A 17,512-nucleotide genomic window follows, 5' to 3' on the forward strand; every position below is an offset into this window, starting at 1 on the left:
GGCCCGCGCCGTCGGCCAGCTCGGGAGTGTTCCCTCACCAGTTGGTGAAGGCGCCGTCACGGGTGCGCAGGTGGGGGCGTTCAGCGGCGATGGCCTGATATTTCCGGGCCTCGGCCCGGTCGATGTCGACGCCGAGGCCGGGCAGGTCCGGGATCTCGAAGCGACCCCCTCGGACCACCGGCCGGGCGGTGAACACGTCCGGCAGCTCGGGCAGGGCCTGGTGCTCCTGCACTCCGATGTACGGTGAAGCCAGGTTCAGGTGCAGCGACGAGGCCGCCGTCACCGGGCCGAGCGGGTTGTGGGTGGCCAGCTTGACGTAGTGCGCCTCGCACATCGCGGCGATCTTCCTGGCCTCGGTGAGCCCGGCCGCCACAGCGACGTCCACCCTGGCGTAGTCGATGAGATCCTGCTCGATGAGCCGCTGGAACTCCCATTTCGACCCGAACTGCTCGCCCGCCGCCAGCGGCACCGCTGTACGGGATCTCAACGACCGGTACACCTCCAGGCTCTCGCACCGCAGCGGGTCCTCCACGAAGTACGGCTTGGCCGCCTCGATCTCGCGGCACAACGTCACGGCCTCGGGCAGGTCGAGCCGCGTGTGCACGTCGAGGATCAGCTCCACGTCGTCGCCCACGGCCTGCCGTACGGCATGGAACAGGTCGATGCCCCACCGCATCGAGGCCCGCTGGTCCAGGGTGCCGTCCTCGTCATGGGGCACGGCGAAGCGAAGGTGCCGCCAGCCTTCCGCGACGAGTGCCCGCGCCCGGTCCAGGAACGCCTCGAGGTCGTGGTAGTCGTCGCCCAGGTGGGCGTAGGCGGGGACGTGATCACGCGTCCGCCCCCCGAACAGGTCGTAGACCGGCACTCCAAGCGTCTTGCCCCGGATGTCCCATAGCGCCACGTCGATGGCGGCTGTGGCGGACGACAGGATGCGATCGGCCGGGAAGAAGCCCCGGCGGAACATCACCTGCCACAGGTGCTCGATCCTGGTGGGATCCTCACCCAGCAGCAGCTCGCCCAGGTGCTCGATCGCCCCCGAGACCGCCTTCTGCCGCGAGCGGATGCCCACCTCGCCGATGCCGTGCACGCCCTCGTCGGTGTCGACGACGACCAGCATCATGCTGTCGCCGTGCTCGGGCAGCGTGAGCACTTCCCAACCAGTGATCTTCACAGATGAACTCCTATGAGAACGTTACCGGGATTCTCAGGAACCCAATCATGCATCCTTCGCGCGGCGATGGCCAGAGCGGATTTAACAGGTTGGTGACCGCGAGGAAACGCTCTTGACGCTTCCGGGAACGTTTGCAACCATCCTCCGTACCGGTACGAGGAGGACAGCGTGGCAGTGACGATCAGGCAGGTGGCTCAGGCGGCCGGGGTGTCGGTCTCGACGGTCTCTCGCGCGTTCACCGCCCCCGATCAGGTGCAGCCCCAGACCTTGCAGCGCATCCGGGACGCGGCCGTGAAACTGGGGTACGCGCCCAACCCGGCGGCCCGCTCACTGCGTGGCGGGAAGACCGAGTCTCTCGGGCTGATCATCCCCGACATCGCCAACCCGTTCTTCCCGCCGATCTTCAAGGCGATGCAGGCCCGGGCCCGCAGGCTCGGCTACACCGTGCTGGCCGCCGACACCGACGAGCGGGAGTCCGACGAGCTGGAGACCATTGCCGCGGTCTCCAAGCGGGTCGACGGCATGATCCTGTGGGCCTCCACCCTCTCGGAGGACAGGCTGGGCGAGCTGGCGGAGACCATGCCGGTGGTCCTGGTCAACCGGCACGTGCCCGGCATCCCGGAGATCCGGATCTCCCTGACCGCCGGCATCTCCCAGGCGGCCGAGCACCTGAAGGCCTACGGCCACACCAGGTGCGTCTTCGTCAACGGCTCGCGGCCCGAGCACAGCCGCGGCAAGTCGATAAGGGAGGCGTTCGAGGCGCACGACCTGTCCCTCGTCGAGCTCGGCCCCTACGAGCCGCGCTTCGAGACCGGCCTGCACGCCGCCACCTTGGTCACCTCCGCCGACGCCACCGCGGTGCTCGCCCACAACGACCTGGTCGCGCTCGGAGTGCTGCACCAGCTCGCCAAGCTGGGCGTCGACGTGCCGCGCGACGTCAGCGTGATCGGCATAGACGACACGCTGCTCGCCGAGACCGCCACCCCGTCGCTGACCACCATCCGCATCTCGGCAGAAGAGCTCGCCACCCGGGCCACCGACCTCCTGCTCGACACCATCGGCGGGCGGGGCGGCGGGCGCGTCGTGGAGATCGGCTCCCGGCTCATACCCAGATCCTCGACCGGTCCCGTCCGCGGCTGACCGAAGACCTGGCGGTACCGTCCGCCACTCACCGAAACCGACAACCCCCGTGGTACGGCATGCCGTACCACCGTCCCGCCCTGCCGTCTTCAACACCTTTTTTAATGCTATGACCTGAACGCGGGAGTTCAGATGAACAAGATCACCGCTTCCCTCGGCGTGGCCTTCCTGGCCACGGCCGTCGCCGCATGCGGATCGTCCTCCGGTGCCGGGCAGGAGTCCGGCACCATAACCCTCAGGGTCCAGGGCATGCCGCCGGCGACCGACAAGCCGAGCCTGGCCGCGTTCGAGAAGATGGTCGCCGACTTCGAGAAGCAGAATCCCGGCATCGCCATTGAAGGCTCCTCGGCCGCCTACGACCCGCTGACGTTCTCCGCCAAACTGGCCGGCGGCAAGGTCGAGGACGTGATCAAGGTGCCGCTCACCGAGCCGCAGGGGCTCATCGCCCGCAGGCAGGTCAAGCCGCTGGCCGCGGAACTGGCCAAGTGGCCGCACTACAAGGAGTTCAACCCGCAGGTCTTGCGGCCGCTGAGCGACTCCGCCGGTGAGGTCTACGGCGTGCCCCAATCGCCCTTCGCGATGGGACTCGTCTACAACCGGGAGCTGTTCGCGAAGGCGGGCCTCGATCCCGACAAGCCGCCGACGACCTGGGACGAGGTTCGGGCCCAGGCCAAGCGGATCGCCGAGAAGACCGGCAAGGCCGGGTTCGTGCACGAGTCCAAGAACAACCAGGGCGGCTGGCAGCTCACGAAGCTGACCTACACCTTCGGCGGCGAGATGGAGAAGCCCGCCGGCGACACGTGGGTGGCGGCCTTCAACGCCGACCCGACCAAGCAGGCGCTGACCCTGCTCAAGGAGATGCGCTGGACCGACGACTCCATGGGTGCCAACCAGCTCAACGACCAGAACGACGTGATCAAGCGGTTCGCCGCCGGCGAGATCGGGATGTACCTGGGCACGCCCGGCACGTACCGGCTGGCCAAGATGACCTACGGCATGCCGGACATCGACGCGTTCGGCATCGGGCCGCTCCCGCAGGCCGGCGGGAACGCCACGCTGACCGGCGGTGACGTCTACATGGTGCCCAAGTCGGCCTCCGCCGAGAAGACGGCCGCGGCCGTCAAGTGGCTGCTGTTCGCCTACGCCCAGCCGCAGTACGACACCGGCGCCGCCGCCGAACGGGCCAAGGCGCTGGCGGCCGACCCGAACGCCGCCGTGGGCGTGCCGACGCTGCCGATGTTCGACGAAGCGCAGCAGGCCAAGATCGACGAAGCCGTCAAGCCGTACGTGAACGTCAAGCTCGAGCACTTCCGGCCGTGGATCGAGGGCACTCCTAAACTCCAGCTCCGCGCCGAACCCCCGGTGCAGGCCCAGGCCGTCTACGCCGTGCTCGACAACGTGGTGCAGGCCGTACTGACCGACCGGGACGCCGACGTCGACGCCCTCCTCACCAAGGCCGAAACCGACGTGAACACCAAGCTCGCCGCGAGCCGGCAGTGACGCTCGCCCCGCGCCTCGCCCGACGCGAACCGGCGGTGACGGTCGTCCCACGCGCCGGCAGGCGGGGGAACTCCGTCATGGCGTTCCTCTTCCTCGTCCCGGCCTTCGTCGCCTTCGGCGTGTTCTCCTACTGGCCGATGATCCGCGGGCTGCTGATCTCCTTCCAGGAGACGAACCTGGTCGACCCGGCCACGTGGGTGGGGCTGGACAACTTCACCGCGCTCGTCCGGGACCCGCTGCTCTACACGGCGATCGCGAACACCCTGCTGTTCGTCGGGCTGGGACTGCTCATCGGGTTCCCTGCGCCGCTGATCCTGGCCACCGTCATGTCGACGGTGCGAAAGGGCGCCGGGGTCTACCGCTTCCTCGTCTACCTCCCGGTGGTGATCCCGCCGGTGGTGGCGATCCTGCTGTGGAAGTGGTTCTACGATCCCGGGCACGGCCTGTTCAACGAGTTGCTGGGCCTGATCGGCGTGGGCCCCTTCCCCTGGCTGGAGTCGCCCAGGACCGCGATGCTCAGCCTGGTCATCCAGTCGACCTGGGCCTGGATGGGCAGCACGGTCCTCATCTACCTCGCCGCCTTGGTGACCATCCCCTCGGAGCTCTACGAGGCGGCGCAGATGGACGGCGCGTCGATCGGGCGCAGGCTGTGGCACATAACCCTGCCCCAGCTCCGCCCCACCATCGGCCTGCTGCTCCTGCTCCAGCTGGTCAGCACCACACAGGTGTTCACCGAGCCCTACGTCTTCACCGACGGCGGACCGGAGAACAGCACGCTCACGATCCTCCTGCTGATCTTCAGGTACGCCTTCCGGGACGGCGCCTACGGCCAGGCCGCCGCGCTCGCCTTCCTCCTGGCGATCTTCCTGGGCCTGATGTCGGCGATCTACCTGCGGGCCACCCGCGCATGGAGCTCCTCATGAGCCTGATCTCCGCCGTCGAGGAGCGCCGCCCGGCGGTCAGGGCGGCCGTGCGCGCGGTCCAGTGGCTCACCCTCGCGCTTCTCCTGGTGATCGGCATCGGCCCGCTCTACATGACCGTCAAGGGCGCGGTCTCCCCGGCCACCGACCTGATCGCCAAGCCGCTCGAACTCTGGCCGGGCGACCCCCGGCCGGAGAACTTCGGCACCGCCTGGAACGACCTGGGCATCGGCCACTACCTGCTCAACACGCTCCAGGTCGTCGGCGGCTCATGGGCCGTCCAGCTCATCGTGGCGATCACCGCCGGCTACTCCCTGTCGGTGCTGAAGCCCAGGCTCGGCAGGCTGATCTACGGCGCGATCCTGGCCACGATGTTCGTCCCCTACACGGTCTCGATGACCAGCCTCTTCCTGACCATCATCGACCTGGGCCTCGTCGACTCCTACTGGTCGATCTGGCTGCCCGCGGGGGCCAGCGCCTTCAACGTCCTGCTGGCCAAGCGCTTCTTCGACGCGCTGCCGCCGGAGCTCTTCGCCGCCGCCAAGGTGGACGGCGCCAACTCCTGGCAGCTCCTGACCAGGATCGTGCTGCCGATGAGCCGCCCGATCCTGGCCGTCATCAGCCTGATCGCGATCATGCACAGCTGGAAGGACTTCATCTGGCCGCTCGTGGCCATCACCGACCCGGACAAGCAGCCCGTCAGCGTGGCCCTGGCCACGCTGGCCGACCAGGCGCCGCAGGACGTGCTGATCGCCAGCATGGCGATGGCGCTGGCCCCGCCGGTCCTGCTGTTCCTGGTCTTCCAGAAGTACGTCGTCGCCGGGCTCGGTTTCACCGGTGTCAAAGGCTAATCCGGCTGTCAAAGGCTAATCCGGCGTCAAAGGCTAATCACGAAAGGCAGACCCCCATGCCTGAAGTCTCCCGTCGTACCCTCCTCCAGGCCGCCGCGCTGACCGGCCCACTAATCGGCGCGGCCTCCGCTCTCACCGCCGCCCCCGCTCAGGCGGACGGCCTGTCGATCTCGGCCGACGGCATCGCTCTCGTCGCCGAGGCCGACGGCTCGATCGTGGTCCGCGACGGTTCGGGAACCGATCGTCTCAGGATCGGCCACTTCATGATCAAGGACAGCGTGCTCGGGCAGCAGCGTACGTTCGGCGGCACGCCGAGCCTGACCACCGTGGATGGGCAGCCCGCCCTCCAGGTCGTCTACAAGCTGTCGGCGAGCGCCTCGGCGGTGACCGTGCGCGGCACGTTCACCGTGGCCGCCCGCCGGGCGGGCCTGAAGTGGGAGGTGAGCGGCAGCGCCACGCTGACTCCCGCCGGCTACATGTTCTCCCGCACCCTGATCGGCAACACGGCGCCCGAGAAGTACGTGCCCGCCACCGCCTGGACCAAGGACGCGCGTGGCGGCGTGCCGTACGAGGTCAACGCCGGCTCGCTCTATCAGGAAACCTGGGCGGACACCCAAGCCTACTTCCGGCTGTCGAGCTCGAGGCCCGCCTTCACCAACGCCACCTGGATCCACGCACCCGCGGGCGAGGATGGGGCGACCCAGGTCGAGCTGGTCCTCGGCGACCTGCGGCCGGGCGCGGCCAACGCCGTGGCGACCGCCGCGCCGCTCGGCGTGGACGTGTGGAGCGACCAGCCTTTCGGCCTCCACGAGCCGGGCGCGGCCCTGGCCGTGAACGCCCAGGTGGTCAACGGCGGCGCCGCGCCCAAGCCGGTGAGCCTCACCTGGTGGGCGCGCGACTTCAACGGCGCCGTGCTCGGCGGCGGCCGCCTCGACAGGACCGTGGAGCCCAGCGGCGCCTGGACCGAGGCGCTCACCGTGCCGGCGCCCCCGCAGGGCATCGTGTTCGTCGAGGTCAAGGCCGCCTCGGGCGGCGAGGAGGCGTTCGCGCGCACCAACCTGGCCACGCTGAAGCCGCACGCCTACCAGAGCGAGGGCATCTTCGGCATCTCCAACTACACCTGGCTGCTCGTCCCGGACAAGGAGCAGGTCGGCCGGTTGATGCAGAAGGTCGGCGTCAAGTGGGTGCGCATCGCCTACGACGGCGCGCCGGGCATCCCGCCCGCCGAACTCGACGCGCTGGGCATCGGGCACAACGTCCAGCTCGGCGGGGTGATCTACAACGGCACGGCGGAGCAGGTCGCCGCCTGGGCGGACGACCGCGCCAGGATCGCCCGCGAGTCCGGCGCGACCTACTTCGAGGTGGCCAACGAGCTGAACCAGCCCTGGATGTCGGGGCAGAAGGCGGCCGAATACGTGCGCGACGGTCTGAAGCCGATCCACGACCGGCTCAAGGACTCCGGCATCAAGCTGATGAACTGCGGCCTCGGCGGCATGGACTACCGGTGGACGGCCAACTTCCACGCGGCCGGCGGCTGGGACCTGATCGACGCGTTCGCCTTCCACCCGGGCCGCGGCAACTTCACCGCCGACTACGCCCCGCCGCCGGAGGAGTGGGAGCAGGGCTCCAACGGCTCCTACTGGAACTTCCTCGGCTCGTTGCGCAAGGCCAGGCAGACGCTGGACGAGTACGGCGGGGACAAGGAACTGTGGCTGACCGAGGCCTACGCCTGTACCCGGCCCAACGCCTGGTGGAACGACACGATCCGCCAGGCCGCGGAGAACACGCTCCTGCAGCTCGCCCTCTGCCTGTCGGAAGGGGTGGACGGGGTCAACTGGTACCAGCCGCACGACAGCACCATCCATCACCCGCAGGAGGCGGACCCGAACAACGCCGAATACCACCACGGCCTGCTGAACCGCGACACGAGCGTCAAACCCACCCTGCTCGCCTTCGCCACGGCCACGCGCCACCTGGAGGGCGCGATCTTCAAGCGCTGGCTCACCTTCGCCGACCCCGATCTGAAGGGCCTGCTGTTCGACACGCCGCGGGGCAAGCTGGCCGTCCTGTGGAGCCGCAAGGACGGCTACCTCCTCAACCGGGACCATGGTGAGGACCAGTGGTATCCGCATCCCGAGGCCTGGGAGGACCACTGGCCGACCAAGACCCGCCTGTCGCTGAAGACCTCCGGGAAGACGGTCCGGGAGATCGACTGCATCGGGCAGGAGCGCACCATCACCGCCACCGGTCGCCGCGTACAGGTCACCCTGGACGGCGCCCCGCGCCTCTACTACGGGCTGGAGCTATGAGATCGGAAACCCTTTCCCGCGACGTGACCGTGGTCGGCGGCGGCCTGGCCGGCGTCAACGCCGCCGTCGCCGCGGCCCGGCTGGGCCGTACGGTCGCCCTCGTCACCAACCGGCCCGTGCTCGGCGGCAACTCCAGCAGCGAGGTACGGGTCTGGGTGGTCGGGGCGACCGGCCACGGCAAGAACCACCACGCCCGCGAGGGCGGCGTCATGGGCGAGCTCTTCCTGGAGAACCAGTACCGGAACCCGCACGGCAACCCGTACTTCTGGGACACGACCGTCCTCGACCTGGTGCGGCAGGAGCCGAACATCGCGCTCTTCCTCAACACCGACGTACGGGAGGTGTCGTGCTCGGCGGGGCGGATCGACTCCGTGACCGGTTGGATGATGGGCTCGGAACGGCTGATCACCTTCGAGTCGCCGATCTTCCTGGACTGCACCGGGGACGGGCTGGTCGGCCACCTGGCCGGTGCCCGCCACCGGATCGGCCGTGAGGGGCGCGCGGAGCACGGCGAGCCGTGGGCGCCCGAGGTGCCCGACGACATCACGCTCGGCAGCACGCTGCTCTTCTACACCAAGGACGCGGGCGAGCCGGTCCGTTACGTCCCGCCGGGCTTCGCCAAGGACATCACCGAAACCTCGATCCCCGAGCGGCGGATCATCAGGGCGGGCGACAACGGCTGCGCCTACTGGTGGATCGAGTTCGGCGGCGAGTTGGACACCGTGCACGACAACGACCGCATCCGGGACGAGCTGTGGTCGGTCATCTACGGCATCTGGGACCACATCAAGAACTCGGGGAAGTTCGACGCCGAGACCATGACCCTGGAGTGGGTGGGCGCGCTGCCCGGCAAGCGGGAGTACCGCCGCTTCCTCGGCGACCATGTGCTCACCCAGCATGACGTGCTGGGCCAGACGCCCTTCGAGGACCGGATCGCCTTCGGCGGATGGTCGATCGACCTGCACCCGCCGCAGGGCATGTACGCGAAGGAGGACGGCGCGAGGCAGCGCTATGCCGACGGGATCTACCACATCCCGTACCGGTCCATCTATTCGCAGAACGTGCCCAACCTGCTCATGGCCGGGCGGAACATCTCGGCGTCGCACGTGGCGTTCGGTTCGACCAGGGTCATGGCCACCTGCGCCACGATCGGCCAGGCAGCCGGCACGGCGGCCGCATTGTGCGTCGCCGACGGCGTCTCCCCCCGGCAACTGGACGTGCGCGCTCTGCAGACGGCCCTCCTGCGGGAGGACGGCTCGATCATCGGCCTGCCGTACGAGGATCCCGCGGATCTCGCTCGCGCGGCCACCGCCGCCGCGTCGAGCACGTTGTCCCGGCTGGAGGTGGGGACCTCGGCCGAGACCTGGCCGTTGGAGGCGGACGCCGGCCTGATCCTGCCCGTCGACCCGGCCCTGGACTCGGTGGAGCTCATGCTCGACGCGGCGGCCGGGGCCGAGCTGATCGTGGACCTCTACGATCCGCTGCTGGGCCAGAACTACGTGCCGCGGGATCTGATCGCCTCGCACACGGTTCCGGTGGAGCCGGGAAAGAACCAGTGGGTCCGCGTGGATCTGTCGTTCCGGCCTGCTCGGGCGCAGAACGCGTTCCTCCTGATCCACGCGAACCCCGACCTCGCCCTCCACGTCGCCGACCGGCCCACCCCCGGCGTGCTCTGCCTGACCCGGGTGCCGCTGCGCCCCCAGGACGAGGCACCCCAGCTGCTGCGGGAGTGGTCCGACTCGGGCCTGCTGCGCCGTACGTTCTGCCATCGGACCGGCCCGACCGAGGCCTTCGCGCCGTCCAAGGCGCTCGACGGCTTCCAGCGCCCGCACGCGGGGCCCCACATGTGGGTGTCGGACCGGCTGCCCGCCACCCTCGAACTGTCCTGGCCCTCGCCGGTGACGATCGGCCGCGTCGACGTGCTGGCCGACGACGACGTGAACGAGGACCTGATCAACCTGCACCATCACCGCACGCCGTTCGAGGTCATGCCCACGCTGGTCCGCGACTACCGGTTGGAGGTGCGGCAGGGCGGCGGCTGGCGGACGGTGTCCGAGGTGCGCGACAACCGGCGGCGCCGCAACGTCCACGACCTCGAACCGGTCACCACCGACGCGCTGAGGATCGTGGTGGACGCCGGCAACGGAACCCCGTACGCCCATGTCGTCGCGGTTCGCGTGTATGAGTAGACGCATGAAGCGTGTTCTGGTCACCGGCGCCGCCGGCCGTATCGGCCGGGCCGTCCTCGACCTGCTCGGGCAGCAGGGGATCACGGCCAACGCCCTCGTGCTGGAAGATCCGGGAGATCTGGAGGCCGAGCTGGTCGTCGCGGGGTCCGCGACGGACGCGCACGCCGTACGGAAGGCCCTTAAGGGGGCGGACGCCGTGATCCATCTCGCGGCGATCCCCACCCCCGAACGGCATCCGGCCGAGGAGGTCTTCGCCACCAACACCCAGGCCACCTTCACCGTCCTGGAACAGGCGGGCCGGGCCGGGATCAGGCAGGTGTGCACGGCCAGCAGCACGGCGATCTCGGGCCTTCCTTTCGCCGCGCGCACCCTCCACCCGCGATACGCCCCGGTGGACGAGGAGCAGCCGTCCCTTCCCGAGGATCCCTACGCGCTGTCCAAGCAGGTCGACGAGCTGACCGACCAGATGATGTCGCGACGCCACCGCATGTCGGTGACCGCGCTGCGCCTGCCGTACGTCGGCGGCTTCGACGAGCGCCTCCTCGACTTCGCGGGGAGGTGCGAGCTGGACCCCGGCCTGCACGCGGCCGGCCTGTGGGCCTACCTCGAAACCCGGGACGCGGCCCGTGCGTGCCTGCTCGGCCTCGCCCTCGACGGCTGCCACGTCATCACCGTGGCGGCCTCGGAAACTCTCGTCTCCCACCCCACCGAGGAACTGCTCCGCCGTTTCCATCCCACGACCGAGATTCGCCGTCCGCTGCCGGGCCGCACGGTCCCCCTGAACCTGGCCAGGGCGACCGGCGTTCTCGGCTTCAGCGCGGAATTCCACGTGTGACGGCCTCCATGAGTACTCACATGCGGCTTGAACTGCATGGATGGAGTTTTCGACAGGCGCACACTCGATCGGACCGGTCGCAGCCGCCGCTTCCTCGTCTAGGACCGGTTGCGCGCAGCGGGCTCCCTGGCGTGCATGAGCCGCAGGCACAGCAGGCCGACCAGGCGGCCCGGAGCGCGCAGCCGGCCTCCAGGTCCTCGCGGACCTCCAACACGGTGATGCCGTGCGCGGGCAGCGCTCCAGTCGACCACCTGGGCCGCGACGTCTCGCAAGGGGGCGGCAGGGCCGGCCCATCCCGATGACGATCGCCTGCACAACGGCGCGCTGATCGTCGAGGCTCATGCGCAGGGACCCCGGGGAGACCGTCACGACCGCCGGCGATGCGTGGGTGAGCTGGCAGGTGGCGGTCTACGCGGGTTCGCTGATCAAGGACAAGACCCGGTCAACTGCCCACCTGAGCATGAACGGTGCTTGCCCCGTCCCTCCTTGGCGAGGGAGAACGAGACCACCGCACTGGTCTCTCTTCAGGGCGGGGGCAAGCCGCTGACAGACGTCACGACCCCGGCCACCCCGCCGGCCGACGAGGGTTCCAGTTCTCGCTGAAGGCCCTTCGCACCCTCGCGAAGTGCGCTCTCGGGATCGTGGCGCTCTGGGCCGCTGTCGGGCCGGCCAAGCTAGGCGCCGACCCTGCAGTTCTCGGCCCCATCCTGAAGGTCTTCACGTTCTGACTTCAGGCGCCCTTGCCGTCTAGCGTGGGCGGCCGTCCTTCCAGGGGGCCGCCCACGGCACGTCACTCGCGCATGCCAAGTTCACGTTCGTGCTCAGCAAGCCGCATCTTGCGGTAGCCGGCCTTCAGCAACTCGATGCCGTGTAGACCCTCCGGCCGCGAGGGGCTCCGACACCGGCGTATCGAAACGTCTTGTAGAGGTCAGCGCCGGAGATCGTGAAGGGCCCCGCATCGGGCCAGGTGGGAATGTCCACGCAGAAGGTCTTGGACGTGGTGCAGGTGTTCTTCACCTCAACGTACTGGCTGAGCCCTTCCTCGTACCGCTTCGAGACGGAAGCGCAGCCGCTGCGGCGAGCCCCCTGCTAAGGCGCCGATCTTACGTCCTGGCAATTCACGTTCTCCCTTTCCGAGGTGCCCAGTCGGTCGTCGCTGGGATGAACCACGAACCTCACCCTAGGAATCGGCGGTATTGGAGCCGGTATGCCAGAAACGCACCCATAACGCCTTGCCGCTGGCCGCAGCGCCGCGTAAGACCTTGGCCACCAAATCGCCGGACGGCGTGCGCGTCCTGCCAGGCCGGAAAGGGCTAATAGGGCTGCTCAGGAGGCCGTTGTTGACGAGGGTCGAATGGCTGGCCCGGTCGGGCAGCGCATCCTCGGATCCGGCCTCCCATCCGTGTGCCGTTGCCCGGTGATCGAGACGGACGGGTGGCGGCCTACGGTCAGCCCAGCTGTGCCGTCGCGAGCCAGCCGCGCCCGGCGTCTGCGCGGGCGGTGCGGGGCGTCCGCAGGCGGCGGCCTTGGCGATGTCCGTCATGTCGGGTTGCCGGCCGCGCCGGGCGAGCCAGGTGTCCAGGTTCTCGGCGGGGCCGCCCTGCCACAGGTAGACGAGTTCGGTGGAGATGTCCGCGCGGGCGGCGCGCAGCAGTTCGGAGTTCTCAGCGTGGTCGACGACGAGTGTGCTTGCGGGGGGGCGGAGGCGGCGGTGATCCGGTCGAGGAGCAGGTCTGCGGCGCTGGGCGGGGGTGCGTACAGGATGCCCTCGGCCAGCCAGGCGGCCAGTGGGAGCCGGCCGCTTCCAGCGCGTGCGGCCAGTCGTGGCGCAGGTCGGTGACGACTCGATGCGCGGGCGTCCAGGCCGCACGCCACGAGGACGACCTGGTCGCAGCCCTGCGCAGTAGCGTCCAGTAGCGCGTGGTCGAAGAGGCGGGTGCGTACGGCGACCTGCTCGGCCATCGCCTGCAGGAAACGCGCCGTTGCGGGCGGGGCGCTGGCGGCCCATGAAGTGGAGTGCGGGGCGACGGCCTGGAGGAAGTGTCGTGCGTGGGTCGTCGAACAGGCGGTCCAGGCGCGCCTACGAGCACCTACACCAGCAACGATCGAGTAGCAAGCTTGATCTGACGCCGTATGACCACGGTCCGCCGGCGGGCAGTTCCCACTACCCGCCGTACCAGCGTCGCCGTCCTAACTGATCACGAGGTATCCCCTCAAGGATCTTGACCGGCCGCCGGATCTCTGGCTTGATCATGGCGTTCCCTTATGCCTTGTTCCTGCTCAGAGCGGAGTACATGTGCGCTTCTCACCCTTCAGACGGCCGGACGTGAGCCGAGCGACTCGCCGATTAGTCGCGCTCGGGGGCTGCATGGCCATGGCGGCCGGGCTCGTCGTCGCCGCAGGGCCCACGGCCTCGGCTGAGAACTCGATAACCGATCTCGGCGTTCGTTCCAGCATCGCCGACCACAGTGAGGTGGTCGCAGGCGGAGGCAAGGTCTTCGTGGCCGCCGGGGACCGCGTGGTGGTCACCGACATCGAAGGCGTGCTACTCGGTGCGGTCACCGGCCTCGCCGGTGTGGACGATGTCGTCGCGACACCGGACGGCGCCCACGCATACGCCGCGCTGCCCAGCTCGCACGAGGTAGTGGAGATCGACACCGCTGCCCTGGCGGTCACCCGGCGAATCAGCTTCACGGCGTACTCGTGCCTGGCCGACCTGGCACTTTCCGGGCAGACATTGTGGACGGCCCACGGGTGCGACATGCACACCGGCGGCGTCATCACCCGCGTCGATGTATCGGCTCCGGACCCGCAACCAGTCACCGTTCTGACCGGGCAATCCACTACGCCCACGATCGCCGTCGCGAGGAACACCCTGCTGTCCATCGCTCCTGACACCTCCTCCGCCGATGTCCGGGTGTACGACGTGAGCAACGGCTCCGCCACTCTGCGCGGCGAGATCGACGGAGACGACCCGGCCACCAGCTCCCGGCCGGGTCTGAACATCACCCAGGACGGCTCCACAGCCATCCTGGCATTCCCGCGTGGGTTCGAGTCCTGGGATCTCGCAAGCCTGACGAAGCTGCGGGACTACGGCAAGGACCCGGCGGTCCGGGGCTCGGTGGCCGGCGCCGCCATCAGCGCGGACGGTGACCATCTCGCGGGCGGCTGGTCGTGGGGCGACCGAGGCGTCGAACTGTATGACGTGGCCACGGGGGCGCTTACCGACAAGCAGAAGATCCCCAGCGGATGGCCGACCCCCAGAATCCTCACCATGACCATCGCCGGCAACGACGTCTTCTGTGTCCTTTACACCTCCTACACCACCAACCTGCGTCTGTGGCGGCTGGAGGACGCCACCCTGCTGCCGTCGGCCGTGACCTTGTCGGCCCCGGACGAGGCGACGGCGCTGGAGCCCGTCACGCTGAACGGCCGGCTCACCTTGCCCGAAGGCGTGACCCCGCGCGTACGGAGGCTGGAGGTCACCCGCCGCCTCCCGGACGGGACCAGCACGACGCTCCGCCGCGGAAAAACGAAGGCGGACGGCACGTTCTCCATCACCGACATCCCACCGGTGGCCGGAACGATCGGCTACGACGTGAGCTGGCACGGATCCGCCACCGTCCGCGGCAGCAAGGCGTCGGTGTCCGTCGACGTCGCCCGGCAGCCGGCATCGCTCACCTTGGCCGGCCGCAGGGACCTGGTTCTCGGCGACCGGTTCCACCTTCGGGGCACCTTGAAGTTCGGTGACAAGGCGCCCGCCACCCGTTCCTCAGTGACGGTGATCCGCGGGAACCCCGACGGCACCAGCACAGACCTCGGCACGGTGCAGACCTCCGTGGCCGGGCGCTTCAGGATCAGTGATCTGCCCGATCAGGAAGGCGAGTACATCTACAACGTGCTGTTCATGGGCGACGATGTCGTTACCGACACGATTGACGCCCTTTTCGTCACGGTGCGGGCCAGGAGCGTCTAGCCGGGTCGTGTTCCGCTCGCGAATACGGTTTCATGCTGTGAACTCGGGTTCCGCTGTTTGATCAGGGCGGTGACTGCGGCCATCGCAGGGTGGTGTTGTCGCTTGTCTACCGGTTGGTGAGGGGCTTGTTCGACGTGTTGTCGCGGCTGGTCAACCGTGGCCGGTGGACGGCGATGTTCCGGTCACCCCTGCCACAACCTTGCGCTGGCACCGTCATCTCATAGCGCGTAAGTGGACCTTCACCGACCGGCGGCCACCGGGACGGCCCGGTGCCGCCACCCCGTCAAGGCACTGATCGTGCAAACGCAGCGGGAGAACCCGACCTGGGGCATCGGCGAATCCAAGGCGAGTTGACGCGCCTGGGCTGGTGGCAGTCGACCCCCGAACATCGCAACGCAGCCCGACCACGACGTGGCCGACCTCAACGACCAGCGAACCATCCAGCGAAAACTCGTCGTCGCAGGCACGATCAGCGCGTCACCAGATCACCGTCCCGCACCGGCAACTCGGCGGCGACGCTCGGGTGGGATTCGCGCCCGAGGATCGGGCCTTTCTCGGCCCCCTCCTGACCTCGCTGCCCCGCGAGGCCCTACGCCGGCTGCGGCTCCTCGTCCGACCGGATACTCGACTACCCAGCACCGTTTGACGACTTGGAATTCTCGTGTTTCCGATTTCCTGGAGCCGACTTCGACGTCGATGCTCAGTGTTGACCGACGATTCGGATATCGACGGGTAGGAGTCCTTTATTTCACCTAGGAGGCCTTTCCCGATCACGTTGTCGGACAAGCTCGCGGCGGCGACGAGCACGGGGAAGACAATGCTGAGCGTATCGGTGACGATGCCTCGCCGGCCGGGCACCGTGAGGAGACTCCACTACCGCGAAAGCCTCTGGACTCCGCCAGACGACCCGGCTATCGCGCGCCGCCGTGTACAGGATGATCGCCACGGACTCACGCGATCTGAGCACATCAAAATCCCCTTGGCCGGACCGCGTCGGCCGCTTCCCGGCGACGCTCCGCGAGGTGCACGGCGCGGCTTGGAACGAGATGGAGAGCCGATCCGAGCCCGCCGTCACCGCTGAGCTGTCCCGTAGCCGTGAAGCCAACCAGTACCTGCGGCGATCATGGAACCGTCCGGCTTCAGCGGTCTCGTTCCGGCAGCCGCAACCACAGATCCGGCGGGCCGACGACGGGCCGAGCGTCAGGCAGCCGCAGTCCCGCCATGGCGCACGAATATGCCACGGCCTCGCCCTGGTAGAGGTATTCCGCGAGGATCCTGTCGGCCGCCAGGTGTCCGCCAACGTCGCCGGCGCCGGGATTCGTTTCGGAGTCCTCGATCACTCCATCGCGGCTCACCAGCCCTTGGCTGCCGCTCTTGGGGCTGGCGAACAGGCTGTAGCAGACGGTTCCCTCGGACAGCGGCAAGATCACTTCGGGGGTGGAGGGGACGTATCCTCAGGGTTGGGTGACGACGTATCCGCCGGGGACGTCGGTGATTCCGACGATTCCCAGATGGGCATCGGGATCGGCCCAAGGATCAGCCAGGATCGCCTCCATCGCCGTGTCGTCGGCCCGCCGTCGCAAGTCCTCGAGCAAACAATCACACTGTCCGCCAGCGAGGTCGCGCGCTTCGGTGCTTGGGTGGAAGCGACAAACCTGGGACCCGCCACCCTCGACTGCTACGCCGGCACCGTGACACGGCTCGCGCGCGACTATCTCCACCGGCCGCCCGCCCCGCTTCTGAGCATGGCATCCGAGCTGACCAAAGATCTGTTCTCCATGCTCCGAAGCAGGCATCAGCACCTGGATCAGCGCCGTGAACTGTATGCCACGGCCGCCGAATTATGCTCCTTCATGGCCTGGGCGGCAGCACCGCGAATGCTCGCTCAATGACTCCATGAAGGTGTTCCTCACCCTGCAAGAGACCGATGCCTGGCAGGAACTGGGCAATATCCCACGCGCTCTACAGCCGCTGCGCGACGCCTGATCGCCCATGCGGCCGCCGCCCACCCTGACGAGTTGGGCGGCTTCCGCCACGTCGCTCACTACCCCGCCTCACTGATCACCGCGGCCCATTTCGGCCGGGCCTCGCCGACCTGACCAGCACCGCGCCGATCGGGTTCAGCAGTACTCACCGATCGACTGCTGCCGGAATTCCTCCTCCGAGACTCGCTGTCCATCAAAGTCGATCACCTGATCGGTGCCTGCGAGATCTTTCGGCACTTCGTCCAGCACGAATCCCCGGCCGATGGCGGGAGAGTCCGGCACGTCCGCCGAAACAGCGATGTTGGATGGCAGGGGAAGCTCCAACGGGATTACCTGTTGAGAGAAGCCTTCCTTGTCTCCGAGAATGATGGCCCCTTGCTTCGTATCCGGCCGCGCCGGATGTGACACCTTCCACACGGGACGTCTCGTCTGGTGTTCCAGAACCTCGAAGGCGGAGACGGACTCCCCAGCGCACAACGGGACGACGAACCGGTACTGACCATCGGCTGTCCGGCCGATCCCCACCGGCCTCGGGGCACGATCGGCCAGCGGCACACCGCAGGCCACGATCTGCACCGCCAGGCCGGTGAGAACCACCAGAGTCCGCAACTGACGCCAGATTATTGCGCTCATGAC

The 17,512-nt window shown here is 68.5% G+C and carries 12 protein-coding genes; 9 read left to right on the plus strand and 3 right to left on the minus strand.

Features of this window, described 5'->3' with window-relative positions; translation table 11 throughout:
* Nucleotides 1-34: 34 nt before the first annotated feature.
* Nucleotides 35-1,171 carry a mandelate racemase/muconate lactonizing enzyme family protein gene (locus tag ABZS69_RS49975; RefSeq protein ID WP_355386848.1) on the minus strand — a complete coding sequence of 379 codons (1,137 nt, stop codon included), beginning with the start codon at nt 1,169-1,171 and terminating at the stop codon, nt 35-37.
* 168 nt (nt 1,172-1,339) lie between these two features.
* Here ABZS69_RS49975 and ABZS69_RS49980 point away from each other — a divergent pair, with 168 nt between their 5' ends.
* From ABZS69_RS49980 to ABZS69_RS50010, 7 genes are all read left to right on the plus strand, one after another.
* The gene (locus tag ABZS69_RS49980) at nt 1,340-2,311 is read left to right on the plus strand and encodes a LacI family DNA-binding transcriptional regulator (protein ID WP_355386850.1); all 972 of its coding nucleotides are present in this window, start codon (nt 1,340-1,342) and stop codon (nt 2,309-2,311) included.
* Between the two features lie 132 nt (nt 2,312-2,443).
* Complete coding sequence (locus ABZS69_RS49985; RefSeq protein ID WP_355386853.1) at nt 2,444-3,811, plus strand: extracellular solute-binding protein; 1,368 nt, start codon at nt 2,444-2,446, stop codon at nt 3,809-3,811.
* Between the two features lie 77 nt (nt 3,812-3,888).
* Entirely contained in the window at nt 3,889-4,734 is an 846-nt protein-coding gene (locus tag ABZS69_RS49990; protein WP_355200510.1) for a sugar ABC transporter permease, read from the plus strand.
* Nucleotides 4,731-5,582, plus strand: coding sequence for a carbohydrate ABC transporter permease (locus ABZS69_RS49995; RefSeq protein ID WP_355386856.1), 852 nt, complete (start codon nt 4,731-4,733; stop codon nt 5,580-5,582). The genes ABZS69_RS49990 and ABZS69_RS49995 overlap by 4 nt, the downstream gene beginning before the upstream one ends.
* 56 nt (nt 5,583-5,638) lie before the next feature.
* Nucleotides 5,639-7,891: a hypothetical protein gene (locus ABZS69_RS50000; RefSeq protein WP_355386859.1), complete on the plus strand. Its 2,253-nt coding sequence runs from the start codon at nt 5,639-5,641 to the stop codon at nt 7,889-7,891.
* Nucleotides 7,888-10,080, plus strand: coding sequence for an FAD-dependent oxidoreductase (locus ABZS69_RS50005; RefSeq protein ID WP_355386862.1), 2,193 nt, complete (start codon nt 7,888-7,890; stop codon nt 10,078-10,080). Before ABZS69_RS50000 ends, ABZS69_RS50005 begins: the two co-directional genes overlap by 4 nt.
* A gap of 4 nt (nt 10,081-10,084) precedes the next feature.
* On the plus strand, nt 10,085-10,915 hold the full coding sequence (locus ABZS69_RS50010; protein ID WP_355386865.1) for an NAD(P)-dependent oxidoreductase: 831 nt from the start codon (nt 10,085-10,087) through the stop codon (nt 10,913-10,915).
* Nucleotides 10,916-12,454: 1,539 nt separating this feature from the next.
* On the opposite strand, the gene ABZS69_RS50015 is transcribed toward ABZS69_RS50010, so the two are convergent.
* The gene (locus tag ABZS69_RS50015; protein WP_355386913.1) at nt 12,455-13,021 is read right to left on the minus strand and encodes a class I SAM-dependent methyltransferase; all 567 of its coding nucleotides are present in this window, start codon (nt 13,019-13,021) and stop codon (nt 12,455-12,457) included.
* Nucleotides 13,022-13,241: 220 nt separating this feature from the next.
* On the opposite strand from ABZS69_RS50015, the gene ABZS69_RS50020 reads away from it, so the two are divergent.
* Together ABZS69_RS50020 and ABZS69_RS50025 are read left to right on the plus strand one after the other, a co-directional pair.
* Nucleotides 13,242-14,891: a hypothetical protein gene (locus tag ABZS69_RS50020; RefSeq protein ID WP_355386868.1), complete on the plus strand. Its 1,650-nt coding sequence runs from the start codon at nt 13,242-13,244 to the stop codon at nt 14,889-14,891.
* A 935-nt stretch (nt 14,892-15,826) separates the two neighbouring features.
* Nucleotides 15,827-16,783, plus strand: a complete 957-nt coding sequence (locus ABZS69_RS50025) for a hypothetical protein (protein ID WP_355386871.1) — start codon at nt 15,827-15,829, stop codon at nt 16,781-16,783.
* Nucleotides 16,784-17,011: 228 nt separating this feature from the next.
* Here the strand turns inward: ABZS69_RS50025 and ABZS69_RS50030 are convergent, their stop codons facing one another.
* Nucleotides 17,012-17,509 carry a hypothetical protein gene (locus ABZS69_RS50030; protein ID WP_355386874.1) on the minus strand — a complete coding sequence of 166 codons (498 nt, stop codon included), beginning with the start codon at nt 17,507-17,509 and terminating at the stop codon, nt 17,012-17,014.
* Between the last annotated feature and the right edge of the window lie 3 nt (nt 17,510-17,512).

Origin of the sequence: Nonomuraea sp. NPDC005650 (assembly GCF_040605375.1) — a bacterium.
In the GTDB taxonomy this organism is placed as follows: Bacteria; Actinomycetota; Actinomycetes; order Streptosporangiales; family Streptosporangiaceae; genus Nonomuraea.

What these genes read in the sequence shown, in the direction of transcription:
- ABZS69_RS49985 (WP_355386853.1), top strand. Translation starts at nt 2,444, where the DNA reads ATGAACAAGATCACCGCTTCCCTCGGCGTGGCCTTCCTGGCCACGGCC.
- ABZS69_RS49990 (WP_355200510.1), top strand. Translation starts at nt 3,889, where the DNA reads ATGGCGTTCCTCTTCCTCGTCCCGGCCTTCGTCGCCTTCGGCGTGTTC.
- ABZS69_RS49995 (WP_355386856.1), top strand. Translation starts at nt 4,731, where the DNA reads ATGAGCCTGATCTCCGCCGTCGAGGAGCGCCGCCCGGCGGTCAGGGCG.
- ABZS69_RS50000 (WP_355386859.1), top strand. Translation starts at nt 5,639, where the DNA reads ATGCCTGAAGTCTCCCGTCGTACCCTCCTCCAGGCCGCCGCGCTGACC.
- ABZS69_RS50005 (WP_355386862.1), top strand. Translation starts at nt 7,888, where the DNA reads ATGAGATCGGAAACCCTTTCCCGCGACGTGACCGTGGTCGGCGGCGGC.
- ABZS69_RS50010 (WP_355386865.1), top strand. Translation starts at nt 10,085, where the DNA reads ATGAAGCGTGTTCTGGTCACCGGCGCCGCCGGCCGTATCGGCCGGGCC.
- ABZS69_RS50025 (WP_355386871.1), top strand. Translation starts at nt 15,827, where the DNA reads ATGATCGCCACGGACTCACGCGATCTGAGCACATCAAAATCCCCTTGG.
- ABZS69_RS50030 (WP_355386874.1), bottom strand. Translation starts at nt 17,509, where the DNA reads ATGAGCGCAATAATCTGGCGTCAGTTGCGGACTCTGGTGGTTCTCACC.